Raw genomic sequence first — 24,236 nt, forward strand, 5'->3', positions numbered from 1 at the left:
GCCCGGTGCACCCTGTGGTCATCGCGCGGTCATCGGGCGGTGTCGCCGAGGTCGAGCAGGCCACCGGCCGCGGCGCGCTCGTCGTGCTGCTGCACCCGGGCCAGGTACGACTGCGCCTTGTCGACCTCGGTCTGCAGCGTGCCGACCGTGGCCGCCATGGAGTCCAGGGCCTGCGCCTTGAAGGTGTCGATCGAGTCGAGCGTCGCGTAGATGTTGGTGAACGCCGACTGCAGCTGGGGCAGCCCGATGGTGGACGCCGCCGCCTGCTCCTGGATGCGGCCGGCGTTGTCGCGCAGCATCTGCGACGTGCGCTCGATCAGCCCGGACGTCGTGCTGTTCAGGGCCGTGATCTGGTTGAGCACCAGCTGCTGGTTGGACAGCGCCTGGGACACGATGACGGCGGTTCGGAGGGCGTCGACCGTCGTGGTCGCCGATCGGTCGACGCCCTTGATGAGCTCGAGGTTGGACCGCAGCAGGATGTCGATCGACAGGTACCCCTGGATCGACACGGCGAGCTGGGTCAGCAGGTCCTGGTGCTTCTGCCGGACGTAGAACAGCACGTCGTCCCGCAGGGCGCGGGCGCGCTCCGGGTCGGTCGCCTCGAGGTCCGCGATCTGCGCCGAGAGCCGTGCGTCGAGCCGCTCGGCCACGTACACGTACTGGTTGAGCTTGCCCATGGTGGCCCAGAGCTCGGCCTTCTCCATGTTGAGCGCCTGGTTGTCCTTGCGGAGCTCGTCCTGGCCGTCCCGCAGCGCGTGCAGGATCGCGTTGAGGTGCGACTCGGCGGACTGGTACTTGCGGAAGTAGTCGACCGCCCGGTCGCCCAGCGGGATGAAGCCGAGCAGCTTGCGCGCGCCCTTGAGGCCGGACGGGTCCAGGTCCTCCACCGTGCGGCGCAGGTCCAGCAGGGTGTTGCCGACCTTCGACCCCGACGCGAGGCCGCCCTCCGTGATCGCGCGGACGGGCGTCTGCAGCAGCCGGTTGGAGGAGTTCGCGGCGTGCCGGATCTCGGCGTCACCCATCGTCCGGACGTCGGCCGCCTGCGCGGCGAACGCGGGGGACGCCGCCGGGGCGGCGAGCAGGCCGGTCAGGTAGCCGTCGACCTTGGAGTCCAGGCCCGGCAGCAGCGCGGGGTCGACGGCCGGCGCGAGCTTCGGCGCGGCGGTCGCCGCCACCGGGGCGACCGGGTCCGGCGCGGTGAGCGTGACCGGGGCCTCGAGCGGGGCGGGCGGGGCGAGCGGCGTGACGCCCTGGGCGGCCGACGAGTCCTGGGTCATGCGCGCGTCCTCTTCTCTGGGGCCGACCGGGGGCGGTCGGGCGCCTGCGCCCAGCGTATGGGTGCATATCGTGCTGAACGGGGCAGTTGCGCGAAAAGTTCGCGGCGAGGTCCGGAGCCACCCGATCGCCGCACCACGCGCTCGCAGGTCGTCCGCGCACGGCGAGGTCGTCAGAAGCCGGCGAGGTCGTCACGTGCAGCTGACGACCTCGCCGACGTGTGACGACCTCGCGGGCGACGCCGCGGACCGGCCGCGGCTCAGAGCGCGTGGCCGACGGCGAAGCCCGCCGCCGCGAGCGCCACCGCCGCGACGAGCATCCCCGCCGCGTTGACGGACGCCGCCAGCCACCGGCGGTCCTCCACCAGCCGCGCGGTCTCCAGCGACGCCGTGCTGAACGTCGTGTACCCGCCGAGGAACCCGGTCCCCGCCACCGTCACGAGCACCGCGGACGTCCCGTGCGCGACCAGGCCCGTGAGCACCCCGAGCGCGAACGCCCCCGTCAGGTTGACGACCATCGTGCCGAGGGGCACCGCGGAGCGGGAGCGGGCGCGCAGCACGCCGTCGACCACGAACCGGGCGACCGCCCCGAGCCCGCCTGCCAGTGCCAGCGCCAGCACGATCACGACCCACCCCCGCTGCCCCGCGCCGCCTCGTCCTGAGCCGTCTCGTCCTGAGCCGTCTCGGCCGGGACCGTCTCGGCCGGCGCCCGGTCGGCCCGGGTCCGGTCGGCCAGCGCCGCCGCCACCCGCAACCCGGCGACCGAGGCCGCGAGCCCGACCAGCGCGGTCGACAGCGCGTAGCCGAGCGCGGCAACCCACCGGCCGGCGGCCAGCAGCTGCTCGGTCTCCACCGCCAGCGCGCTGTAGGTCGTGTACGCGCCGAGGAACCCCGTCCCGAGCAGCAGCCGCGCCGCCCGCCGCCGCCCCGTGTCGGGTCCGCGGGTCGCCAGCCAGCCGGTCAGCAGCGCGAGCAGGAAGGCGCCGCTGACGTTCACCACCCAGGTGGCCCACGGCCAGGCGCTCGAGTCGATCGCGAGCCGCAGGCCGTACCGGCTCACCGCGCCCGCGGCGCCGCCGAGCAGCACCAGGCCGAGCAGGGCGGGGTCCCGGTGCGCGGGCCGCGGGGCGCTGTCGAGCACGGGGCCGACCCCGGCGTTCACTCCCACGCGGCGCGGCCCTCGGTCGAGCCGACGGTGACCGGGACGACCAGCACCGGGATGCGCTGGCGGTGGGTGAGCTGCACGGCCACCGAGCCGGTGAAGAACTCCGCCAGCATCGGCACCAGCCCCGGCTCGCGCGAACCCACGACGATCATCCGGGCGCCGACGACGGAGGCCAGGCGCGCGAGGGCGCGCGCCGGTTCGCCCGCCAGCGACCGGTAGGTCCACGGCGCACCGCCCGCGTCGAGCACGCCGCGCAGCGGGTCGAGCGCCTCGTTCCCGGTGGGTGCGCCGGGGCCCTCGCCGCTCTCGGGGTCGATCGCGTCCGACAGCACCGAGCCGTCCGCGTGCTCCTGGACCACGTACCGGGCCGGGTCGGCCCAGGCGACGACCAGGTCCACGCCGAGCGCAGCCGCGAGCGCCGCCGCGGTCCGGGCGACCTCGGGCCGCTGGCCAGGTGCGACGCCGACCACGACGGGGGCGGACCGGGGGTGCTGCCGTTCTGCCATGGCCACCTCCGCCTCCGTCGCCGCGGGACGCGGGTCCGCGCGCGAGCCAGGGTAGTCCGTCGCGCGCGGGGGCCACCGTCGTGCCCCCGGCCCGTCCCGCCGGTCCGGGTGGCCCGGGTAGCCTCGCCGGCACGGACGGGCCGCGGCGGCCCCGTGCCGGGAGGGGGCGACGTGGACGGGTCGGACGAGGTCCCGGGCTGGCGGCTGCTGGTGCCCGCCTGGTACGACGTGCTGTGGACCGGCGTGCTGGTGCTGCTGCTGGCGCTGCTCGCGTCGGCGCTGGTGGTGTGGGCGCGGGGGCGCCGGGCCGGGCGCGCGACGCTCGTCGAGCTGGTGCTGGTCCTCGGCGTGCCGGTCGTGGGGCCGGCCGGCTACCTGGTGGGCGAGGTGGTCGTGCACCGGGCGCGCCGGGCCCGTGCGGTCCCGGTCGCGGACCCCGGCACCCGCTGATCCCGCGAGTGGTGCCCGAGGTCACCACCCGTGGGCGTTGCCACCCGCGCACCCCGGTGCGACGCTGGGACCCGAGCCCGGCATCCGGGCTCCCGGACGAGGGGTGCCGTACCCGGTGCGCGACAAGACGGCCCGAGGGAGTCCGTCATGTCCTGGATCGTTCTCGTCCTCTCCGGCGTGCTGGAGGCCGTGTGGGCCACCGCGCTGGGCAAGTCCGAGGGGTTCAGCCGCCTCGGCCCGACCATCGTGTTCGGCGTCGCGCTGGTCGCGAGCATGGGCGGCCTGGCCTACGCGATGCGCGACCTGCCCGTGGGCACCGCGTACGCGGTGTGGGTCGGGATCGGCGCGGTGCTGACCGTCGTCTACGCGATGGTGACCGGCACCGAGCCGGTGTCGCTGCTCAAGGTCGTGTTCCTCGCGATGATCGTCGGCGGCGTGGTGGGGCTGAAGGCCCTGCACTGAAGCGTCAGACCCAGATCGCCGCGGGCCACCCGTCGGCGAACACCTCGGGCGGGTCGGGCAGCGACCGCGCGACGCCGGCCACGTAGCGGCGCGCGGTCCACGCCACCGCGGCGGCGTCCAGCACGTCGTCGACCGCCACGTCGTGCCCGGCCAGCCCGAGGTCGCCGTGCATCGCGACGCCCTGGCCGGCGAGCAGCCGGTGCCGCAGCGCCGCACCGGCCCAGGTCGGCTTGCGGACGGTGAGCGGGGCTCCGTGCAGCTCGGCGAACACGACCTCGGGGTGCACCTCCAGCACCGGGTGGTCGGCGCCGGCGGCGTACCGCTCGGCCTCGAGGACCCGGTGCCGCAGGCCGTAGGCCTGGATCGAGACGCCCTCGCCGGCCAGCCGCCGGTTCAGCGCGACGGCGGCCGGGTGGTCGGGCGCCAGCAGGGCGTCGCGCACCGGCGTGACGAACACCGAGGACCGCAGCGGGCCGATCGCGGCCCTGGCCAGCACGTCGGCGGCGCGCCGGCCGGCGTCCGGCAGCCCGATCGGGATGTCGATACCGACCGCCGTCACGGGGCCACCGGTGCGGGCCAGCGCGACCAGGTCGGCGAGGCCGCGCGCGACGTACGCCTGCGGCGCGCCGGCGCCCAGCGCGACGCCGACCCAGCCGGCCCGCGCGGCGTCGACGCCGAGGACGCGCGGGGACGAGGGCACGGCGCCCATGATGCCCCGGTACGGTGCCCGGCATGGGTGCGTGGGTGCAGGAGATCGTGCTGGGGCCGGGCGAGACGCTGGTGTGGCGGTGCGCAGCGAACTGGTCGCACCAGGGGCTCGCGGCGGGCGGCTACCTGGCGCTGACCTCCACGTCGCTGGTGTTCCAGCCGAACCGCGTGGACGCGACCTGGACCGGGCCGTGGCGGCTCCCGCTCGCCGCCGTGGCGCGGGTCGGCGTGCAGCCCGTGACCTGGAGCGACTTCTTCTCCGGCGGCCTGCGGCGCCGGATGCGGCTGGACCTGGTCGACGGCAGCGTGGCGCTGCTCGTGATCAACCGCCTGGACCGGCGCGTCCGCGAGGTCGGCGCCGCCGTGGACGCCGTCCGCTCGGCCGGCTGAAGCCGCCGAGACGCCAGCAGGTGCGGGCTCCCGACCCGGGAACCCGCACCTGCTGGGCGTACTTCAGTCGCGGACGCGCAGCGACAGGACGACCTGGTCGAGCAGGTCGTCGACCGCGTCCTGGTCGTAGCCCTCGGCGAACTTCGTCGCCTTGAACCTCGCGTTCAGCACGTCGGCCGGTGCCACCGCGGCGCCCGTGCCGTCGAGCGCGGCCGCGGCCCGCTCGACGAACGCGTCGACCTGGTCGATGTCGTAGCCCTCGCGGAACTTCGTGCGCGGCACGGCGGACGCCCGCTCCCGCAGCGCCGCACCGGAGAGGGCACCCGACGCCGGGCCGGACGGGGTCGCACCGGACGGGGTGCGCCCGGACGGGTTCGGCCCGGACGCGGTGAGCAGCGGGGCGTCCTCCCCGCGGAGCAGCCGGGTCAGCCAGGACATCGCCGCCCCCTCAGCTCGTGGCGCCGTCGGTGACCTCGCGCCCGGCCGGCGCGTGGCTCGGGGTCGGCACGTCGTGCCGCGCGGCGGGGGCCGGCGTGCTGCCGCCGAACCCGCGCACCAGGTCGAGCAGGTCGACGCCGGTCTGCGCCTTGAGCATCGTGACCAGCTCCTGCACGCCCGTCGACACCTGGCCGGGCAGCCGCGATGCGCCGTCCTTGTCGATGATCGTGATGTCGTCGATCTTCCCGAGCGCGTCGGCGTACGGCTGGGCGACCTTCGGCAGCGCGTCCAGCACCATCTGCAGCCGCGCCGACTCGGGGAACGCCTGGTAGGCGTCGGACTCGGCCTTGATCGCGGCGGCGCGGGCCTCGCCCTGGGCGCGCTCGGCGGCGGCCTGGGCCTCACCGCGCGCCTGGATGCCCTCGGCCTCGGCCCGGGCGAGCGCGAGCGCACCCTCGGCCCGGCGCTGCTGCTCGATCAGCGCCGCCTCCGCGCGGGACCGCGCGGCGGACGCCTCGGCCTCGGCCTGCGCGGTGGTGCGCTGCGCCTCCGCCTCGTACTTGCGGGTCGCGGCGGTCTTGGCGGCCTCGGCCTCCTGCTCCGCGGCGTACTTGCGGGCGTCGGCCTCCTGCGCGGCCTCGTACTTGCGCGCCTCGGCGGGCTTGCGGACCTCGGTCTGCAGCTCCTGCTCGCGCAGCGCGGCGCGGCGCAGGGCGACCTGCTCCTGCTGGATCAGGACCTCCTGCTGCGCCTCGGCCTCGGCGCGCTCCTTCGCGGCCTCGGCCTCGGCCTGCGCCGTCGCCGTCTCCTGCGCGATCGTCGCGTTGCGCAGGGACAGCGCCTTGTTGGACTCGGCGATCTGCACCGCGGCCTCGTTGGAGCGCTCGGTGCTCTCCTGACGGGCCTGCGCCTCGGCGATCTCGGCGTCGCGGGCGACCGCGGCGGCGCGCGGCCGGCCGAGGTTGCGGATGTACTCGCCGGAGTCCTCGACGGTCTGGATCTCGAAGTTCTCCAGGATCAGACCCCGCTCGGCCAGCATCGGCACGGCGATGTCCTTGACCTCCTTCGAGAACTCCTGGCGCTCGTAGAGGATCGACTCGACGGTCAGCGTGCCCGCGATCGTGCGGAGCACACCGACCAGCACCTCGGAGGTCTGCTGCTCGATGACCTGCTCCTGGCTGCGGCCCGCGAACCGCTGGGCCGCCGCGCGCACCATGCGCTCCGTGCCGCCGACCTTGACGACCGCGATGGACCGCAGCGTCACGCCGACGCCGGACTTGGTCGTCGCGTCCTCCGCGGCGACCGAGAAGCTCTGCGACGCGAGCGACAGCCGGACGACCTGCTCGAAGATCGGCTTGACGAACGTGCCGCCGCCGATGACGACGCGCTGGCCGGACAGGTCGGTGGTCTCGTCGCCGGTCTCGGGGTTGATCACCGGCTTGCCGCTCTTGCGGCCGGTGATGATCAGCGCCTCGTCGGGGGTCGCGATCTTGAACCGGACCTTGGCGTAGATCGAGCCGACGATGGCGATCAGCACGACGGCGACGACCGCGACGACGACGATGACGGCGGTTCCTGCGAGCTCCATGGGACTCCTCGGGCTCCTCCGGGCGCAGGCAGGTGCGACCGGTCGGGACGGTGGGCTGCCTCGACCCTATGCGGGCGCACCGGCCCCGGTCAGGGCTTTCACCGGAAGATCGTCCGGATGCCTGACGCCGAGGTCGACGGTTCCGCGGTCGGGGACGGCGTGTCCCGTCGGCGCGTCGCGCGGAACCGTCGACCTCGTCGGGCGCGGGCGCGCCGCCCCGCGGGTCAGGCCGGGCCGACCGCGGGCGGGGTGCCGTCGGCGGCCCACTCCTCGTCCGTGAGGAGCCGGCTGCGGATGAGGAACCGGACGCCCTCGGGGGCCTCCAGCGAGAACCCGGCGCCGCGGCCCGGGACCACGTCGATGGTCAGGTGCGTGTGCCGCCAGTACGCGAACTGGCTGCGGCTCATCCACACCGGCACGGCGAAGTCGTCGACGTGCAGGTCGCCCAGGTGGACGTCGGCGTCGCCGGTGATCAGGTCGCCGTCCGGGTAGCACATGGGGGACGAGCCGTCGCAGCAGCCCCCGGACTGGTGGAACATCAGCTCGCCGTGCTGTGCCCGCAGCGAGCGCAGCAGGTCGGCGGCGGCCGGCGTCAGGTCGACGCGGCTCGGTGCCGCGGTGCTGGTCATGCGTCCTCCGTCCCGGCCCGCGGCCGGTCGCCCACCCTCGCCGGCGACCGGCCGCGGCCCGTGCTCGTCGCGCGGACCGGTCAGAAGAAGCCGAGCTTCTGCGCCGAGTAGGACACCAGCAGGTTCTTGGTCTGCTGGTAGTGGTCGAGCATCATCTTGTGGTTCTCGCGCCCGACGCCGGAGCCCTTGTACCCGCCGAACGCCGCCGCCGCGGGGTACGCGTGGTAGCAGTTGGTCCACACCCGGCCGGCCTGGATGTCCCGGCCCGCCCGGTACGCGATCGCGCCCTCGCGGGACCACACGCCGGCACCCAGCCCGTAGAGGGTGTCGTTGGCCGTGTGGATCGCGTCGGAGTAGTCGCTGAAGGACGTGACGGCGACGACCGGCCCGAAGATCTCCTCCTGGAAGATCCGCATCGAGTTCTTGCCCTCGAAGATGGTCGGCGTGACGTAGTAGCCGCCGGCCAGGTCGCCGTCGAGGTGCGCGCGGCCGCCGCCGGTGAGCACCTTGGCGCCCTCGGCCTTGCCGATGTCGATGTAGGACAGGATCTTCTCGAGCTGGTCGTTGGACGCCTGCGCGCCGATCATCGTCTCGGTGTCGAGCGGGTTGCCCTGCTTCACGGCCTCGGTGCGGGCGATGGCGTCGGCGAGGAAGCCGTCGTAGATCGACTCCTGGATGAGCGCGCGTGACGGGCACGTGCACACCTCGCCCTGGTTGAGGGCGAACATGGTGAACCCCTCGAGCGCCTTGTCGTAGTAGTCGTCCTTGGCGCGGGCGACGTCCTCGAAGAAGATGTTCGGGCTCTTGCCGCCGAGCTCCAGCGTGACCGGGATGATGTTCTGGCTGGCGTACTGCATGATCAGCCGCCCGGTCGTGGTCTCGCCGGTGAACGCGATCTTCCGGATCCGCGGGCTGGAGGCCAGCGGCTTGCCCGCCTCGACGCCGAACCCGTTGACGACGTTGACGACGCCCGGGGGCAGCAGGTCGGCGATCAGCTCCATCAGCACGAGGATCGACGTCGGCGTCTGCTCGGCCGGCTTGAGCACCACGGTGTTGCCGGCGGCGAGCGCGGGCGCCAGCTTCCACACGGCCATCAGGATCGGGAAGTTCCACGGGATGATCTGCCCGACCACGCCCAGCGGCTCGTGGAAGTGGTAGGCGATCGTGTCCTCGTCGATCTCGGAGATCGAGCCCTCCTGGGCGCGGACGGCCCCGGCGAAGTACCGGAAGTGGTCGATGGCCAGCGGCAGGTCGGCGTTCAGCGTCTCGCGGACGGGCTTGCCGTTCTCCCAGGTCTCGGCGACCGCGAGCATCTCGAGGTTCGCCTCCATCCGGTCGGCGACCTTGTTGAGGATCACGGCGCGCTCGGTGGCGGTGGTCTTCCCCCACGCCCGCGCGGCGCCGTGCGCGGCGTCCAGGGCGCGGTCGATGTCGGCGGCATCGCCCCGGGCGACCTCGGTGAAGGTGCGGCCCGTCACCGGCGACGGGTTCTCGAAGTACCGTCCCGCGGCCGGCGCGACGTACTCGCCGCCGATCCAGTGGTCGTAGCGCTCGCGGAAGGTGGCCGGGCTGCCGGGCTGACCCGGCGCTGCGTAGACGGTCATGTGCGCCCCTCGGTGCAGGCTGACCGGCCGGACCGTGGTGCGGCGGCCGGGCGGACCGCGTCGTTGCGGCCCGTGCGCCGGACGCTAGGGGCGCGACCGTTGCAGGTGCGTTGCACCGCAGGTGGCGCGTGGTGCGGCGGTCAGCCCGGGATCTCCGTGAGGGTGCGCTCGATGCGCTCCAGCCGGTGCTCGATGGCGTCGAGGCGCACCAGCACCTCGTGGCGGCTGGGGCCCGCGTTGATCTCCGCGATCTTGCGGCGGTTCTTCAGCACGCTGTCGACGACGGACGCGAGGCTGCCGAAGACGATCGCGCCCAGCACGATCCAGGCGAACCAGGGGATGCTCTCCATGCTCAGGGGCCTTCCTCAGGGGTGTCGGCGATCGCCCGGGCGACGATCGCGGGTGTGACGTGCAGGTCGAACGGGACGACCTCGTAGTGCCGGAGCGCCTTGCCGTCCGGCGAGACGCTGTGGTGGCTGGCGACCAGGCCGGCCTGCTCCAGCTTGGTGAGGTGGCCGTAGAGCAGCGGGCGGGACATCCCCACCCGACGAGCGAGCTCGCTGACGTGCACGCTCTCCTGCCCGAGCTCGGCGAGCACGCGCAGCCGCTGCGGGCTGGCGAGGGCGCCGAGCACCTGCGTCAGCTCCTCAAGCGTCATGACCGACCTCCATGTGTCAGCAGAACCTTACGCATGAAAGGGTGATCAGTGCCAGGGGTGCCGCGCCGGTCCTGGCCCGAGGTCGCGCACCAGCAGGTCGAGGCGACCGAGCGCCCGGGTGTGCGCTGCCGTGCCCGGCGCGGTGAGCGTGCCGAGGCGCTCCCACGCCTGCCAGTCGCCGGCGCCCTCGTCGCGGTCCAGCCACCGCTCGAGGACCACGGTGTCGTCCGCGTGCAGCACGGCGGCCCGGACGTCCGCGGCCAGGGCGTCGCGGACTTGCTCCACGCCCGGTGCGCGCGAGCGCGGCAGGACGGGTCCGGGGTACCGGTCCAGGGCGGCGCGGACGTCGTCGCGCCCGAGCGCCTCCCGCACCGCGTCCAGGTCGGAGCCGAGGCTCGTGGCGAGGCGGTAGGGCCGGGAGTGCGCGACCAGCCCGCCGACGGCGCGGCGCAGCCGGGACACCTCGGCACGCACGGCCACCTCCGACATCGTGCCCGCGTGCAGGAGCACGGCGAGCTCGTCGGCGTGCAGCCCGCGCGGGTGCGCAGACAGCAGGAGCAGCAGCTCCGCGTGCCGCAGCGACAACGGCCGCGGGGCCGCGCCGGGCCGGTGCAGCACGCCGGGGCCGGGCCCGAGCACGACGAGCCGGGGTGCCGTCGCCACGTCGGCCGGCGCCGGGCCGCCCCGCGCCAGGCCCAGAGCGCGCAGGTCCGCCTCGACCGCCGCCGCGGTGGCCCGCACCAGCGACAGCATCAGCGGGGAGGCCGCGCCCTCGCCGCCGGTGACGTCGAGGGCGCCCAGGGCTCGTCCGTCGGGTGCGCGCAGCAGCGCCGCCGAGCAGCTGAACGGCTGCACGGCGCGGGCGTAGTGCTCGGCGGCCAGCACCTGGACGTCCCGCCCGGTGGCGAGCGCGGTCCCGGGGGCGTTGGTGCCGGCGTGCTCCTCGTCCCACGCCGCGCCCTCGACGAAACCGACTCCCTCGACGGACCGGCGCACGTGCGGGTCGCCGGCGATCCACAGCAGCCGGCCGTCGGCGTCGGTCAGGGCGACGAGGAAGCCCTCGGTCACGGCCGCGTCGAGCAGCAGGCCGCGCACGACGGGCAGCGCGTGCCGGAGCGGGTGCTCGCCGCGGTGCGCGCGCAGGTCGGCGTCGGACAGCGTGACGGGGGCGGCGGGGTGCTCGGGGTCGACGCCGCTGCGCCGGCTGCGGAGCCAGGAGTCGGCGACCAGCGGGCGGACGTCCCGGGGTGCGGTGCCGGTGCTGAGGAACGCGTCGTAGGCGGCGGAGGTGCGCGCGAGGGCGTGCGTGTCGGGACGCAGCAGGTCGCGCTCGTCGGCCGGCACGGCCCACCACCTCCTCGACGACGTCGTCGCGAGGTCAGTGTGGCCCGCCGCGCCGCGGTCGCGCCAGGTGGCGCCGAGGTCGACGGTTCCGCGGTCGGGGACGGCGTGTCCCGTCGGCGCGTCGCGCGGAACCGTCGACCCCGGCCCCGACCTCGCCGACCGGCCCCGGGTCAGGCGCGGTGCAGCGACCGGAGGCGGTCCGAGGCCCGGTGGGCGGCGTCCGTCACCAGGCGGGCGACCTCGGGCACGTCCTCGTCGGGGAACCGGGAGTCGAGGTACGCCACCGACAGGCTCCCGACGGCCTCCCCGGCGCCGTCGAGCACGGGCGCGGCGATGCTGCTCGAGTGCGGCACCCGCTCGGACGACGTGGACGCCCAGCCGCGCGCGCGGATCTGCGCCAGGCGCTCGCGGATGGCGGCGGGGTCGACGACGGTGCGCGGCGTGAACCGCGGGACCGGGACGGCCAGGGCCAGGTCGACGTCCGCCGGGGGCAGGAACGCGAGGATGCTCAGCCCGCTCGCGCCGTTGGTGAGCGCCTGGTGCTCGCCGATCCGGATGGCGATCCGGATGTGCTGGGAGGACTCGACCTGGTCGACGTAGACGCGGCCGTGGCCGACGCGCGCGGCCAGGGTGGTGGTCTCGCCGGTGACCTGGCTGAGGTGCGCGAGGACGGGTGCGGCGGCCGCCACGATCTCGGTGCGGCGTCCCGCGGTGCGGCCGAGGGACACGGCCGCGGGGCCGAGGGCGTACCGTCGGCCGCTCTCGTCGTAGCGCACGAGCCCGGTGTCCAGCAGCTGCTGCAGGATCCGGTGCACGACGGCCTTGCCGAGGTCGAGCCGCCGGGCCAGATCGGTCACGCCGAGCCACGGCTCCTCGCCGCCGAGCGCCAGCAGCACCTGCGCGACGCGCTGGGTCGTCGACGACCGGGTGTCCTGCACGTCCACGTGACGGGTCCTCTCCCTGGGGTGCGCCCACCGTATCGCGGCTGTTCCGCTCAACGGAACCGTGCTGCTGCGTCCTGAGGGTGCGCAACACAGAGTTAACGCGCCAGCAACTCCCGGTGACCGCACGGTGCCTAGGTTCGACGCATCGAGCGGCAGCCACCCCCTGTCGCCACCGTGTTCCGGTGAACGGAACCCAAGCCACTCGGGAGTCGACGTGAACCACAGGATGCGTGCCTGGTCCGGCGCCGGGATCGCCGGTCTCGCCCTCACGCTGGCCGCCTGCTCTGGCTCGGCCGTCAGCGCCGCCGGCGGCGGCGAGGCGACGACGGGGGAGGCCGTGGACGAGGTCCTGATCGGCGCCCTGCACCCGCTCACCGGCGCGAACGCGGCGGACGGCCAGCAGATGTCGAACGCCGCGCAGCTCGCGGTGGACGCGATCAACGAGGCCGGCGGCATCGAGTCGCTCGGCGGCGCGGAGCTGGTGCTGGAGGCCGCGGACACCCAGGGCACGCCGGAGACCGGCCAGAGCGAGGCGACGCGCCTGATCGAGGAGGGCGCCGTCGCGCTGGTCGGCACGTTCCAGAGCGGCACCAGCGCCAACGTCGCCTCGGTGGCCGAGCGCAACCAGGTGCCGTTCGTGATGGACGTGTCCGCGCTCGACGAGATCCTCGAGCAGGGTTACCAGTACGCGTTCCGGATGCAGCCGAACGCCAGCCTGATGGGCGAGCGCGGTGCCGAGTCGCTCGCCGCACTGGCCGAGGACTCCGGCACGCCGGTCGAGAAGGTCGCGTTCCTGTACGAGCAGGGCAACTACGGCGCCGCGGTGTACGAGGGCTTCCTCGCGGAGGCCGAGGCCGCCGGGCTGACCGTCGACCCGGTGATCAGCTACGACGCCGCGTCGGTCAGCGACATGACCACGCAGATCAGCCAGGTCGCGGCCTCCGGCGCGGACGTGCTGGCCGTCGCCGGGTACTACCGCGACAGCCTGCTGGTCGCGCAGGCCGTCGACACCGTCAAGCCGGACCTGCAGGCGGTGTTCGGTGTGGCCAACGGCGCGTACGACCAGCCCGCGTTCATCGCGGACGCCCCGGGCGGCGGCGAGGGCTACTTCGACGCGAACTACCACTGGGACGTCACGAACCCCGACGCCGTCGAGCTGGCCGAGCTGTACGAGGAGACCTACGGCGAGCCGATCCGCACGTCCGCCGTGCTCACCTACGACGCCGTCATGGTGATCGCCCGCGCCTTGGAGGACGCCGGCTCGGCCGACCCGACCGCCGTCCGCGACGCGATCGCGGCCAGCGACTACCAGCCGCTGACCGTCTCCACCGGTCCGGTCGAGTTCGACGAGACCGGCCAGAACACCAACGCCGGCATCGCGGTGATGCAGGTGCAGGACGCCGCGATCAAGCAGGTGTTCCCGAACGAGCTGGCCGAGGCGGACTACCGGTTCCCGGCCGCGCCCGCCGGCTCCTGACCGGTCCCCGCCAGCGACCGGTCCGGGGCGCCGTGCACCCCGGACCGGTCGCGCACCCGCTGCACCCGCTCCGACGCACCACCGACTCCACCCAGGGAGCCCCATGACCACCACGCTGCCCGCGACGGACACGTCGCCCCCGGGCACGTCCGCCGACGCGAAGCGACGCGTCCGGCTGTCCGAGAAGTCCCGCGTCCTCCTGGTCACCGCGGCCGTCCTGCTCGTGGTGGCCGTCGTCGCCGGCGTCCGGGCCGGCTCCGGCGCCGTCCTGACCCAGGCGCTCGTCACCGGTGTCCTCACCGGCGGCATCTACAGCCTGGTCGCGATGGGCCTGACGCTGATCTACGGCGTGCTGCACATCATCAACTTCGCCAACGGCGCGCTGGTCGCGCTCGCGCTCTACCTGGCGATGGTCTGCGTGCAGGACCTCGGGATGCACCCGTACGTGGCGCTCGTCGTGGTGATGCCGGCGATGTTCGTGCTCGGCGCGCTGCTGCAGGCGGGGCTGCTGAACCCGGTCATGAAGGCACCGATCCAGATCCAGCTGCTCATCACCATCGGCCTGGCCCTGGCGATCGAGAACGTGCTGCTGCTGGTGTTCGGGCCCAACCCGCGGTCGGTCGCGCTGCCCGGCAACACCGGAGTCCGCATCCTCGGTGCGACGGTCGAGCTGTCCCGGATCTACGCGTTCGCCGGCGCGCTGGTGATCGTCGCCCTGCTGGCGCTGCTGCTGCAGAAGTCGCGGGTGGGCACCGAGATCCGCGCGGTGGCGGCGAACCCCGAGGGCGCCCGGCTGGTCGGCATCGACATCCGGTGGATCTACGTCCTGACCTTCGGGCTCGGGGCGATGGCCGCCGGCGCCGCGGGTGTGCTGGTCGCGCCGTTCACCACGATCGAGCCCACCACCGGCGCGATCTTCAACCTCACGGCGTTCGTGGTCGTGGTGCTCGGCGGCATGGGCAACGTGCCCGGCGCGCTGGTCGGCGGGCTGGTCGTCGGCCTCACCGAGCAGCTGGCCGGGCTGATCCTGCCCAGCCAGAGCCCGCTGCTGGCCGTGTTCGTCGTGTTCCTGGTCGTGCTGTTCGTACGGCCCCGAGGCGTGTTCGGGAGGTCCGCATGACCACCACCGCCACCCAGGCCCCCGCGCTGACCGGCGACGTCACGGCACCGCGTCGTCGCCCGCTCGGCGGCGGCCGGCTGGACTACGTGCTGCTGCTCGCGCTGCTGGTCGTCGGTGCCGCGCTGCCGTTCTTCCTGACGCCGTCGCACATGGCGATCGCCAACCGGGTCCTGATCTTCGCGATCATGGGCGTGGGCTGGAACGTCATGGCCGGGTTCGGCGGGATGTTCTCGTTCGGGCACGCCGCCTACTTCGGCATCGGCGCCTACGCCACGTCCTACTGCGTCGTCGTCCTCGGGATCAGCCCGTGGATCGGCCTGCTGCTCGGCATGGTGCTGGCCGCCGCGGCGGGCGTCGGGATCTCGTACCTGGCGCTCCGGTACAAGCTGACCGGCGCGTACTACACGATGTCGACGTTCGCGTTCGCCGAGGCGCTGCGCCTGTTCGTGCAGGGCTCCGAGCCGCTGCACCGCACGGTCGGCTTCACGATCCCGGTGCAGCAGGGCAGCTCGTTCGCGGGCTTCCAGTTCCCGGCCGGGTCGCCCTGGTACTACTGGATCGGCCTGCTGCTGCTGGTCGCGTGCCTGCTCGTGACGATCGTGTTCGTGCAGAGCCGGACCGGGCGGTTCACGCTCGCGGTCCGCGACGACGACACGGCGGCCGCCGCCCTCGGCATCGACGTCCTGCGGCACAAGCTGGTCGCCGTCGCGATCTCGGCCGCGATCACGTCCGTGGCCGGCATGTTCTACGTGCAGTACTACATGTTCGTCGACCCCTCGATCGCCTTCGGTGCGCACACCTCCAACGACGCGATCATCACGGCGGTCGTCGGCGGCACCGGCACCATCTGGGGCCCCGTGGTCGGCGCGGTCGTGATGGCGCCGCTGTCCGACCTGGTCGCCGGGTTCCTGCGCAACCCGCCGCCGGCCTTCGACTGGCTCGCGGGCCACGGCGGGCTCGACATCATCCTGTACGCCGTCATCCTCGTCCTGGTCGTCACGCTGCTGCCCAAGGGCATCGTCGGGACGATCGTCAGCCGCAGGAGGAAGCAGTGACCGTCCTCGAGGCCACGGCCGTCACCAAGTCGTTCCGCGGGCTGCAGGCCCTGCGCGGCGTCGACATCAGCGTCGACGAGGGGCAGATCCTCGGGATCATCGGCGCGAACGGCGCGGGCAAGACCACGCTGTTCAACTGCATCACCGGCGCGTTCCCTCCCACGTCCGGCACGGTGCGGCTGGACGGGCAGGACATCACCGGCCTGCCCGCGCACCAGCTGGCCCGGCGGGGCATGGTCCGCACCTTCCAGCTCATGCGGCCGTTCGCGACGATGACCGTGCAGGAGAACGTCGAGATCGCGGCCATGAGCCGGGGGGCCCGCGGTGCGGACGTGCGCCGGGACGCGGCGACGGCCGTCGAGCGCACCGGCCTCGCCGAGTGGTCCGCGCGCCGGTCCGGCTCCCTGCCCGCCGGCATGCAGAAGCGCCTCGAGCTCGCCCGGGCGCTCGCCATGCGGCCGCGCGTGCTGCTGCTGGACGAGGTGCTCGCGGGCCTGGTGCCCGCCGAGCGCGCGCCCGTGCTGGACCTGCTGGAGACCGTGCGCCGGGAGGAGGGCACGACCATGGTCTTCATCGAGCACATCATGGCCGCCGTCCGCCGGCTGTCCGACCACGTCGTGATGATGGACCAGGGCGCCGTGCTGGCCCGCGGGAGCGCGGACGCGGTGCTGTCCGACCCGAAGGTCGTCGAGGCGTACCTCGGGAAGGAGACGCGCAGTGCGTGAGAGGCCTCAGCCCATGCTGGAGATGACGGACGTCCGCAGCGGCTACCACGGGCTGGAGATCCTGCACGGGGTCGGCCTGACCGTGGGGGTCGCGGAGGTGGTCGCGCTGGTCGGCGCCAACGGCGCGGGCAAGTCCACCACCCTGAAGAGCGCCGTCGGGGAGATCAAGCTGCAGGGCGGCTCCGTGACGTTCAAGGGGGAGAAGGTCGGCTACGGGCGCTCCCACGAGCTGGCCCGCCGCGGTCTGATGCTCGTGCCCGAGCACCGCGCGCTGTTCGGCTCCCTGACGGTCGAGGACAACCTGGCGATGGGTGCCCGTGCCCGGCTCGGCCGGCCGGGGTTCGACAAGGAGTGGGTGCTCGACCTGTTCCCGATCCTGCGGGAGCGGCGCACCCAGCTGGCCGAGACGATGTCCGGCGGCCAGCAGCAGATGCTCGCGATCGCGCGGGCGCTGATGGGTGCTCCGGAGCTGCTGATGCTCGACGAGCCGTCCACCGGCCTGTCGCCCAAGCTCACCGCGGACGTGTTCGGCGCCGTCGAGGCCATCCGCGACCGCGGCGTCAGCATCCTCATCGTGGAGCAGAACGCCTCCCACGTCCTGGAGTTCGCCGACCGCGGCTACGTCATGGAGTCCGGCTCCGTCGTGCTCGAGGGCACGGGCGCCGAGCTCGCGACGGACGAGCGCGTCCGCGCCGCCTACCTCGGCGGCTGACCCCCGCCGACCCGACCCACCCCGCCGTGGTGTCCCCGCCACGGCGTGCGCCGGCCCGCGCCCGAACGCGCCCGCCGGCCCCCGACGAGAGGAACGACATGACCGACTGGAACGCCGAGGTCGACCGGGTCCGCCGCCTGCGGGCCACCCGCACGAAGGTCGGGCACGGCGAGCGGCCCGCCGTCGTGGTGGTCGACTTCCAGCGCGCCTTCACCGAGCACGAGCACATCGGGCCGGAGACCGCCGTCACGCTGAGCCACGCGCAGACGCTCCTCGAGGCCGCCCGCGCCGCCGGGGTGCCCGTGATCTACCTGGTGATGGTCCTGGACGACCTCGACGACCGGATGCTCGCGCAGCGCGTGCGGTCCTCCCTGACCGAGCGGTGCCGGCGCGGCGACCCGTGGACCGAGATCAGCAGCGCGGTCCCCGCCGCGCCGACGGACCACGTCGTCGAGAAGACGGTCGCCTCGGGGTTCTACAAGACGAAGCTGGACGGGCTGCTCGAGGAGCTCGACGTCGACGAGCTGGTCGTCATCGGCACCTCCACCAGCGGCTGCGTCCGGGCGACGGTCGTGGACGCCGCGTACCGGTCGTACCGGGTGAGCGTCGTCGAGGAGTGCTGCGACGACTTCCGGCTGCTGTCGCGCGAGGCGAGCCTGTGGGACATGCAGGACCGGTTCGGCGACGTCGTGTCCCTGGACCACATGCTCGGCCGGTTCGCCGAGCTGGGCCGGCCGGCCGCGCGATGACGGCGCCGGACACCGGGGCCGCCCTGGGCACCGACGGCCGGCTGGTCTACGCGCCGATGCCCGGCCGCCCGCAGGTCACCTGGCCCGACGGGAAGCTGGTCGCGGTCTGGCACGCGCCGAACGTCGAGCACTACGACTACGTGCCCCCGGGCGGCGGCAGCCCCGCCGGCCGGGTCGCCGCGCCGGACGTGCAGCACTACATGCACCGGGACTACGGCAACCGCGTCGCGTTCTGGCGGATGCTGCGGACGGTCGACGCCTACGCGATGCCGTCGACCGTCTCGCTGAGCCTCACGCTGCTCCGGGACGACCCGGAGATCCGGGACGCCATGCGGGAGCGGGACTGGGAGGTGATGAGCCACGGCATCTCGAACCTGCGGCCGATCTACGACCTGGACGAGGCGGCGGAGTCCGCGTTCCTCGCGCAGTCCCAGGAGCTGACCCGGACGTACTACGGCGCGTCGCTGCAGGGGATGCTCGGGCCGAAGATCTCCGGCACGGACCTGACCGCCGACCTGATGGTCGAGCACGGCATGACCTACCACGCCGACTGGATCCACGACGAGCAGCCGCGGCCGCTGCGCACCCGCTCCGGCGGGCGGCTGGTGTCGGTGCCGTACTCGTACATGCTCAACGACGTCCCGCTGCTGCACGCCAAGCACTACCCGCCGTCGTACTTCGTGGACATGGTGAAGGCCCAGATCGGGCGGCTGGTCCGGGACGCCGAGCGGGACGGTCAGGCGCGCGTCGCCTGCATCGCGACGCACCCGTTCCTGTCCGGGCAGCCGCACATGCAGCGCGCGCTGGCGGAGATCTTCGACGTCGTCCGCGGCGACGACCGGCTCTGGGTGACCCGCGCGGGCGACATCGCCGGCCACTACCTGGAGCACCACTACGACGCGCAGCTGGTGCACGCCGCGGCGCTGGCGGGGGAGGGCACGCGATGACCGTCGACGACACCGGGGCGACCGTGTTCGCCCCGACGCTGGCCCGCACCGGCGACCACCTCCGTGCGCCGTGGGTGCTGCCGGACGGCAAGAAGCTTGCCGTCAGCGTGCTGCTGCACGCGCCGACCCACGTGGACGTCGTGCCCGAGGGGGCGCACAAGCCGCTCGCGATGCAGGGCGGCGTGGGCCGCGAGACCGGCGAGCCCCGGCACGGGCAGGTAGCGCGGCTGTCCCAGTGGGACTTCGGGCAGACCGTGGGGATCTGGCGGCTGCTCGACATCGCCGCCGACGCGGGCGTGCCGGTCGCCGTGCCGCTGGACGCGACGGGCGTCGCGACCCGGCCGGGGCTGGCCGCGCTGGTCGCCGAGCGCGCCGGCGAGGTGGTCGCGCGGGGCCGGGCCGCGAACGTCGTGCTCGACCCGTCGATGTCCGAGCAGGAGGAGCGGGCATACGTCCGCTCGTCCGTCGACGCCGTCGCCGCGGCCACCGGGCGGCCCGTCACCGGCTGGTTCTCCCCCGAGCGCGGGACGACACCGCGCACGACGGCCGTGCTGCGCGACGCGGGGCTGACCTGGTTCGGCGACTGGCCGGTCGACGAGCGGCCGCTGGCCCTGGTCGACGCCGCCGCCGGGCTGACCGCCGTCCCGTTCTCGCTGGAGACGGAGGACGTGTTCGCGCTGTACGCCCGCGGCCTGCCGTTCGGCGACTACGAGCGGCTGCTGCTCGACACCGTCGACGCGCTGGTCGCGGACGCCGACGTGGTCGGGGCGCGGCACCTCGGCCTGAGCTGGTTCGGCTGGGTGCTGGGGCAGGCGTGCTTCGCCGACGTCGCCGAGCGGGTGCTGCAGCACCTGGCCGGGCACCCGGACGTGCTCCTGGTGCTGCCGGGCGACGTGCCGGCCCTGCTGTGACCACCGTGGCGGCCGCCCGGCCGCTGCCGCCCTCGCTCGGCTGGGCGCTCGGCTCGGGCACGATCCTGCAGGGCCTGAACTCGGCCGTGCTCGCGGTCGCGCTGGTGTCGATCGGCCGCGACCTGGGTGCCGGGCCCGGCGCCCTGGCCTGGGTGGTCTCCGCGCTGTACCTGTCGGCGGCGGTGGCGTCGCCCACCGGCGGCCGGCTGGCGGACCTGTTCGGGCCGCGCCGGGTCTACGTCACCGGGCTGGTCGTGGCCCTGGTCGCCTCCGTCGCCGGGCCGTTCGTGCCCTCGGTCGGCTGGCTGATCGCGGACCGGGTGCTGCTCGGCATCGGCACGGCGATGCAGTTCCCGACGGCGATGGCCGTGATCCGCCGGGAGGCCCGCCGGCTCGCCGCGCAGCCGGCGTCGGCGCTGGGCGTGGTCGCGCTGTGCGGGCAGACCACCGCGGCGCTGGGGCCGACGATCGGCGGGCCGATCGTGGCGCTGTGGGGCTGGGAGGGGATCTTCTGGGTCAACGTGCCGATCGTCGCGAACGCCGCGTTCTGGGTGCTGCGCGTCGTGCCCGCGGACCCGCCGCTGCCGCGCACCGGCGCCCGCGCGGTCCTGCGCTCGCTCGACCCGGTCGGCCTGCTGCTGTTCGTCGGCACCCTCGTCCCGCTGATGGTCGGCCTGCTGCAGCTGGACGGCAGCCCGCAGTGGTGGTGGTTCGTCGCCTCCGCCGTGCTGCTGACGCTGCTGGTGGCGTGGTCCGCGCGGTCGCCGCGGCCGTTCCTGGACGTGCGGCTGCTGGCCCGCAGCCCCGGGGTGTGGCGCACCTGCGTCCGGGCCGTGCTGACGTTCGTCTCGTTCTACGCGATCTTCTACGGGCTGCCGCAGTGGCTCGAGCGCGAGCGGGGGACGGACCCGGCGCAGGCAGGGCTGCTGATGTTCCCGGTGTTCGGCGTGGGGGTGCTGTCGACGATCGCCGCCACCCGGCTCGGCGCGCGCCTGCGGCCCCGGGTCCTGCTGGTCGTCGGCGCCGCCGCGATGGTGGCCGCGGGCGTCGTCGCGCTGACCGCCGTCGACGCCGACGCCCCGGTCTGGCTGATCGTCCTGCTCGGCGTGCTCATGGGCGTGCCGAACGGGTTCAACAACCTGGGCAACCAGCTCGTCCTGCACGCGTCGGTCGCCGAGCAGCACGCCGGCGTCGCGAGCGGGCTGTACCGCACCGCCCAGTACATCGGCGCGGCCCTCGCGTCCGTCGTGGTGGCGAGCGCCCTGGCCCCCGGGCACGGTCCGGACGGGGGCATCGCCGCGCTCGGCGCCTGGATCGCCGCGCTCGGCGGGGTCCTGCTGCTGGGGTCCGTCGTCGTCCTGATCCGCGAGAGGCGCGCATGAGCCACCTGTTCACCCCGCTCACCCTGCGGGACCTGACCCTGCCCAACCGCGCGTGGGTGTCGCCGATGTGCATGTACGCGTGCGAGGACCCGGCAGCGCCGGGCGTCGTCGGGCCCTGGCACGCCGCGCACTACGCGCAGTTCGCGCTCGGCGGTGCCGGCCTGGTGCTCACCGAGGCGACGGCCGTGCTCCCCGAGGGGCGGGTCACCCCGCAGGACGCCGGCCTGTGGTCCGACGACCACGTCGCGCCCTGGCGGACCGTCACCGACGCCGTGCACGCCTGCGGCGGCGTGATCGGCGTCCAGCTCGCGCACGCCGGCCGCAAGGCCGGGCACTACCGCGGGCTGCCGGGCGACACCGACCCTGCGGGCTCCGTGCCGCTCGACGACGGCGGCTGGGTCACCGTCGGCGCGAGCGACGAGCCGTTCGGCGACTACGCGGCGCCGCGGGCGGCCTCCGACGCGGACCTGCGCGCCGTCGTCCGGGCCTTCGCGGACGCCGCCCGCCGGGCCGTCACCGCGGGGTTCGACGTGGTCGAGCTGCACGGTGCCCACGGCTACCTGCTGCACGAGCTGCTCTCGCCCGTCACCAACGACCGCCGCGGTGCGTGGGGCGGGTCGGCCGCCGCCCGCGAGGCGCTGCTCCTGACCACCGTGCGCGCCGTGCGGGCGGTGCTGCCGGACGGCGTGCCGCTGCTCGTCCGGCTGTCGGTCTCCGACGTCGCGCCCGGCGGGCTCGAGGCCTCGGACTCGGCCGACCTGGCGGTGCGGCTCGTCGACGCCGGGGCGGACCTGGTGGACTGCTCCTCCGGCGGGCTGGTGCCGGGTGCGGAGTACCGGCCGTCGCCGGGGTACCAGGTGCCGGGGTCGGCGACCGTGCGGGCCGCCGGGGTGCCGACCGCGGCGGTCGGGCTGATCGACGACCCGGCGCACGCCGAGGACGTGCTGCGCCGCGGCGAGGCGGACGCGGTGCTGCTGGGCCGCGGGATGCTCCGCGACCCGCACTGGGCCCGGCACGCGGCGGTGGCCCTGGGCGACGCGGACGGCCCGCGCGAGCCGCGGTACCACCGCGCCTGGCGCCGCACGGTCCTGGGCTGAGCCCGGGCCGCGGCCGGCGCTGCGCCGTTCGGGTGCCCGCCGAACGGGGGACACGAGGCGGTGGCGGCCGGCCCGCGACGTGCCTCGCGCGTGCCGGCGCCGAACCCCGCCGAGGCGGTGAGCAGCGAGGACGTCGCGCGGCTGCGGCGGTCCCGCCGCCGCCCGTGAACCCGGTCCCGCGGTCGGGGTTCGGTTCACCCCTGAAGCGGGACAAATCGGACACGCATCGTCCCTAGGCTCCCCTCACGAGCGACGTCAGGCCGTGGCGCCCCGGGGGAGGACGACGTGCAGATCAGGCTGCTCTCGCTGGCCGAGGTGACCGAGGACGACGTGCACGCGTGGCACCGGCTGGCCGTGCACGCCGTCGAGCCGAACATGTACCTGGACCCCCGGTTCCTGGTGCCGGCGCGCGACCGGGGCGACGAGGCGGCCGACCTCCGGGTGCTCGTGGTGCAGGACGGTGCCGAGTGGCTCGCGGCGCTCGCGGTGGCCACCAAGCCGCTCGCGGCGCGGGTCCCGCTGCGCGCGGCGACCACCGGTGCCACCTTCATGACCTGGCACGCGGACCGGCACCACCCGCTGCTGCGGGCCGGCCGCGAGGCCGAGGCGCTCGGCGCGCTGCTGCGCGGGGCGACCCGCACCGGCCTGCCGGGCCTGCTCCAGCTGCAGCACGTCCCGGCGGACGGCGCGGTCGCTGCGGCGCTGGACGCGGTGGCGGCCGGGTCCCGGGTCGAGGTCCTGGAGCGCCGCCGCAGCGCGGCCGCGTTCGCGCCGCGGGACCGGGTCACGGTGCTGCCGGTGCCCGAGGGGCCGGGGCCGCTGGTCGACCCGCCGCTGTCCTGGGACCACATGCCGACCGACGAGCGCCGGAACATGCGCCGGGGCGTCCGGGGTCTGGTGCGCGAGACGGGCGGCCCGCTCGAGCTGCACGACCTCAGCGGGGACCCGTCCGGGGACGACGCGTTCCTCGCGCTGCAGGCGGCCGGCTGGAAGGGCGACGCCGGCCGGGGCGGGGCCGCGCTGGCGCTGGACCCCGTGGCCGAGCGGTGGTTCCGCGAGGTCGTCGCGCGGTTCCGGCGGGACAAGGACCTGCTGCTGGTCCGGCTCGCGGCGGGCGGCGAGACGCTGTGGATGGGCTACGCGCTGCGGTCGGGGTCGGCGTACTTCGGGTTCCTCGACGCGTACGCGGAGCGGCACCGGCGGTACAGCCCGGGCTCGGTCGGGCGGATCGCGAGCATGACGTACCTGTTCGGCACGACGGACGCCCCGTTCTTCGACCCGGCGTTCGACTCCCGGTACGCGACGGGCGCGCGGATCTTCCCGGACAGCCGGGACCACGTCGACCTGCTGGTGGCCACCGGCGGCCCGGCGGCGCGCGCGGTGCTGCGCGCGGTCCCGACGGCCCGGCGCCTCGGGCTGGTCCCGGACTGAGGCCGCGGCCCGCCGCGGCGTGGCACGCTGGGCCCCGTGACACCGTTCCGCAGCCCGCGCGTCGACGCCGAGGTCGCCTCCGGGTTCCACGCCGCCGAGGCGCGCGCCCTGCAGACCGCGCTGCTCGGGGTGCTCGCCGCCGCCGAGCGGGCGACGGGCCGGCCCGTGCCCGTCGACCTGACGGTGGACCCGGGCCGCGGCGACGGGCTGGTGCTGCACTGCCGGAACCAGCTGGTCGGGTTCGTGCCGGCGGAGCACGCGCCCCCGCTGCGGGACCAGCGGGCGCGGGCGGGCAGCCGCGCGCGGCTCGTGGTCCCGGGGCTGCTGGTGCTCGACGGGACCACCTGGCGGGTGTGGGTCGGCCCCGTGCCCGACGGCGGTGTGCCGGCGGTGCCCGACGGCCTCGACACGCTGCCCGCGCCGCAGACGACGGTGCTCGGCGTGCCGCTGCGCCGCGACGACGCCTGAGG

At 74.8% G+C, this 24,236-nt stretch carries 28 protein-coding genes and 1 riboswitch; of the genes, 15 read left to right on the forward strand and 13 right to left on the reverse strand.

Annotation, left to right across the window (positions count from 1 at the left end; genetic code table 11):
• Positions 1-29: 29 nt before the first annotated feature.
• The 4 genes from AC1050_RS11565 to AC1050_RS11580 form a co-directional block, all read right to left on the reverse strand.
• Positions 30-1,277, reverse strand: a complete 1,248-nt coding sequence (locus AC1050_RS11565) for a toxic anion resistance protein (RefSeq protein ID WP_482387553.1) — start codon at positions 1,275-1,277, stop codon at positions 30-32.
• A gap of 257 nt (positions 1,278-1,534) precedes the next feature.
• Positions 1,535-1,900: a fluoride efflux transporter FluC gene (locus AC1050_RS11570; RefSeq protein ID WP_482387554.1), complete on the reverse strand. Its 366-nt coding sequence runs from the start codon at positions 1,898-1,900 to the stop codon at positions 1,535-1,537.
• Positions 1,897-2,442, reverse strand: coding sequence for a fluoride efflux transporter FluC (locus tag AC1050_RS11575; protein ID WP_482387555.1), 546 nt, complete (start codon positions 2,440-2,442; stop codon positions 1,897-1,899). The genes AC1050_RS11570 and AC1050_RS11575 overlap by 4 nt, the downstream gene beginning before the upstream one ends.
• The gene (locus AC1050_RS11580; RefSeq protein ID WP_482387556.1) at positions 2,433-2,945 is read right to left on the reverse strand and encodes a universal stress protein; all 513 of its coding nucleotides are present in this window, start codon (positions 2,943-2,945) and stop codon (positions 2,433-2,435) included. Before AC1050_RS11580 ends, AC1050_RS11575 begins: the two co-directional genes overlap by 10 nt.
• Before the next feature lie 171 nt (positions 2,946-3,116).
• Here AC1050_RS11580 and AC1050_RS11585 point away from each other — a divergent pair, with 171 nt between their 5' ends.
• Together AC1050_RS11585 and AC1050_RS11590 are read left to right on the forward strand one after the other, a co-directional pair.
• Positions 3,117-3,395, forward strand: a complete 279-nt coding sequence (locus AC1050_RS11585) for a hypothetical protein (RefSeq protein ID WP_482387557.1) — start codon at positions 3,117-3,119, stop codon at positions 3,393-3,395.
• 70 nt (positions 3,396-3,465) lie between these two features.
• Positions 3,466-3,532, forward strand: a riboswitch (guanidine-III (ykkC-III) riboswitch).
• Positions 3,533-3,542: 10 nt separating this feature from the next.
• Entirely contained in the window at positions 3,543-3,857 is a 315-nt protein-coding gene (locus AC1050_RS11590) for a DMT family transporter (protein WP_482387558.1), read from the forward strand.
• A 4-nt stretch (positions 3,858-3,861) separates the two neighbouring features.
• Here the strand turns inward: AC1050_RS11590 and AC1050_RS11595 are convergent, their stop codons facing one another.
• Positions 3,862-4,557 carry a DUF429 domain-containing protein gene (locus tag AC1050_RS11595; protein WP_482387559.1) on the reverse strand — a complete coding sequence of 232 codons (696 nt, stop codon included), beginning with the start codon at positions 4,555-4,557 and terminating at the stop codon, positions 3,862-3,864.
• Between the two features lie 32 nt (positions 4,558-4,589).
• Between AC1050_RS11595 and AC1050_RS11600 the strand changes: the two genes are divergently transcribed.
• Positions 4,590-4,955, forward strand: a complete 366-nt coding sequence (locus AC1050_RS11600) for a hypothetical protein (protein ID WP_482387560.1) — start codon at positions 4,590-4,592, stop codon at positions 4,953-4,955.
• A gap of 63 nt (positions 4,956-5,018) precedes the next feature.
• Here AC1050_RS11600 and AC1050_RS11605 read toward each other — a convergent pair whose 3' ends face one another.
• The 8 genes from AC1050_RS11605 to AC1050_RS11640 all read right to left on the reverse strand — a co-directional run bounded on the left by AC1050_RS11605 (position 5,019) and on the right by AC1050_RS11640 (position 12,160).
• Positions 5,019-5,393: a DivIVA domain-containing protein gene (locus AC1050_RS11605; protein WP_482387561.1), complete on the reverse strand. Its 375-nt coding sequence runs from the start codon at positions 5,391-5,393 to the stop codon at positions 5,019-5,021.
• Positions 5,394-5,403: 10 nt separating this feature from the next.
• Complete coding sequence (locus AC1050_RS11610; RefSeq protein WP_482387562.1) at positions 5,404-6,981, reverse strand: SPFH domain-containing protein; 1,578 nt, start codon at positions 6,979-6,981, stop codon at positions 5,404-5,406.
• Positions 6,982-7,205: 224 nt separating this feature from the next.
• Positions 7,206-7,610 (reverse strand): DUF779 domain-containing protein, encoded by a 405-nt coding sequence (locus tag AC1050_RS11615; RefSeq protein ID WP_482387563.1) that lies wholly within the window; start codon positions 7,608-7,610, stop codon positions 7,206-7,208.
• Between the two features lie 80 nt (positions 7,611-7,690).
• Positions 7,691-9,214 carry an acetaldehyde dehydrogenase ExaC gene (gene exaC, locus AC1050_RS11620; protein WP_482387564.1) on the reverse strand — a complete coding sequence of 508 codons (1,524 nt, stop codon included), beginning with the start codon at positions 9,212-9,214 and terminating at the stop codon, positions 7,691-7,693.
• Between the two features lie 140 nt (positions 9,215-9,354).
• Positions 9,355-9,564 carry a hypothetical protein gene (locus AC1050_RS11625; protein ID WP_482387565.1) on the reverse strand — a complete coding sequence of 70 codons (210 nt, stop codon included), beginning with the start codon at positions 9,562-9,564 and terminating at the stop codon, positions 9,355-9,357.
• Positions 9,565-9,566: 2 nt separating this feature from the next.
• Positions 9,567-9,872 carry an ArsR/SmtB family transcription factor gene (locus AC1050_RS11630; RefSeq protein WP_482387566.1) on the reverse strand — a complete coding sequence of 102 codons (306 nt, stop codon included), beginning with the start codon at positions 9,870-9,872 and terminating at the stop codon, positions 9,567-9,569.
• A gap of 45 nt (positions 9,873-9,917) precedes the next feature.
• The gene (locus AC1050_RS11635) at positions 9,918-11,216 is read right to left on the reverse strand and encodes a sigma-54-dependent transcriptional regulator family protein (RefSeq protein ID WP_482387567.1); all 1,299 of its coding nucleotides are present in this window, start codon (positions 11,214-11,216) and stop codon (positions 9,918-9,920) included.
• Between the two features lie 170 nt (positions 11,217-11,386).
• Complete coding sequence (locus AC1050_RS11640) at positions 11,387-12,160, reverse strand: IclR family transcriptional regulator (RefSeq protein WP_482387568.1); 774 nt, start codon at positions 12,158-12,160, stop codon at positions 11,387-11,389.
• A 214-nt stretch (positions 12,161-12,374) separates the two neighbouring features.
• Between AC1050_RS11640 and AC1050_RS11645 the strand changes: the two genes are divergently transcribed.
• The 12 genes from AC1050_RS11645 (at position 12,375) to AC1050_RS11700 (ending at position 24,234) form a co-directional block, all read left to right on the forward strand.
• Entirely contained in the window at positions 12,375-13,637 is a 1,263-nt protein-coding gene (locus AC1050_RS11645; protein WP_482387569.1) for an ABC transporter substrate-binding protein, read from the forward strand.
• Between the two features lie 103 nt (positions 13,638-13,740).
• Positions 13,741-14,757 carry a branched-chain amino acid ABC transporter permease gene (locus tag AC1050_RS11650; protein ID WP_482387570.1) on the forward strand — a complete coding sequence of 339 codons (1,017 nt, stop codon included), beginning with the start codon at positions 13,741-13,743 and terminating at the stop codon, positions 14,755-14,757.
• Positions 14,754-15,812, forward strand: coding sequence for a branched-chain amino acid ABC transporter permease (locus AC1050_RS11655; RefSeq protein ID WP_482387571.1), 1,059 nt, complete (start codon positions 14,754-14,756; stop codon positions 15,810-15,812). The genes AC1050_RS11650 and AC1050_RS11655 overlap by 4 nt, the downstream gene beginning before the upstream one ends.
• Complete coding sequence (locus AC1050_RS11660) at positions 15,809-16,537, forward strand: ABC transporter ATP-binding protein (protein WP_482387572.1); 729 nt, start codon at positions 15,809-15,811, stop codon at positions 16,535-16,537. The genes AC1050_RS11655 and AC1050_RS11660 overlap by 4 nt, the downstream gene beginning before the upstream one ends.
• Positions 16,530-17,249 (forward strand): ABC transporter ATP-binding protein, encoded by a 720-nt coding sequence (locus AC1050_RS11665; protein ID WP_482387573.1) that lies wholly within the window; start codon positions 16,530-16,532, stop codon positions 17,247-17,249. The genes AC1050_RS11660 and AC1050_RS11665 overlap by 8 nt, the downstream gene beginning before the upstream one ends.
• Before the next feature lie 98 nt (positions 17,250-17,347).
• Positions 17,348-17,998 carry a cysteine hydrolase family protein gene (locus AC1050_RS11670; protein WP_482387574.1) on the forward strand — a complete coding sequence of 217 codons (651 nt, stop codon included), beginning with the start codon at positions 17,348-17,350 and terminating at the stop codon, positions 17,996-17,998.
• On the forward strand, positions 17,995-18,945 hold the full coding sequence (locus AC1050_RS11675; RefSeq protein ID WP_482387575.1) for a polysaccharide deacetylase family protein: 951 nt from the start codon (positions 17,995-17,997) through the stop codon (positions 18,943-18,945). The genes AC1050_RS11670 and AC1050_RS11675 overlap by 4 nt, the downstream gene beginning before the upstream one ends.
• The gene (locus tag AC1050_RS11680; RefSeq protein WP_482387576.1) at positions 18,942-19,856 is read left to right on the forward strand and encodes a polysaccharide deacetylase family protein; all 915 of its coding nucleotides are present in this window, start codon (positions 18,942-18,944) and stop codon (positions 19,854-19,856) included. Before AC1050_RS11675 ends, AC1050_RS11680 begins: the two co-directional genes overlap by 4 nt.
• Positions 19,853-21,238 carry an MFS transporter gene (locus AC1050_RS11685; RefSeq protein ID WP_482387577.1) on the forward strand — a complete coding sequence of 462 codons (1,386 nt, stop codon included), beginning with the start codon at positions 19,853-19,855 and terminating at the stop codon, positions 21,236-21,238. The genes AC1050_RS11680 and AC1050_RS11685 overlap by 4 nt, the downstream gene beginning before the upstream one ends.
• Positions 21,235-22,335, forward strand: coding sequence for an NADH:flavin oxidoreductase/NADH oxidase (locus tag AC1050_RS11690; RefSeq protein ID WP_482387578.1), 1,101 nt, complete (start codon positions 21,235-21,237; stop codon positions 22,333-22,335). The genes AC1050_RS11685 and AC1050_RS11690 overlap by 4 nt, the downstream gene beginning before the upstream one ends.
• A 285-nt stretch (positions 22,336-22,620) precedes the next feature.
• Complete coding sequence (locus AC1050_RS11695) at positions 22,621-23,766, forward strand: GNAT family N-acetyltransferase (RefSeq protein WP_482387579.1); 1,146 nt, start codon at positions 22,621-22,623, stop codon at positions 23,764-23,766.
• Positions 23,767-23,802: 36 nt separating this feature from the next.
• The gene (locus AC1050_RS11700; RefSeq protein ID WP_482387580.1) at positions 23,803-24,234 is read left to right on the forward strand and encodes a hypothetical protein; all 432 of its coding nucleotides are present in this window, start codon (positions 23,803-23,805) and stop codon (positions 24,232-24,234) included.
• Positions 24,235-24,236: the final 2 nt, after the last annotated feature.

This window comes from Cellulomonas sp. NEAU-ZC6 (genome assembly GCF_056844425.1).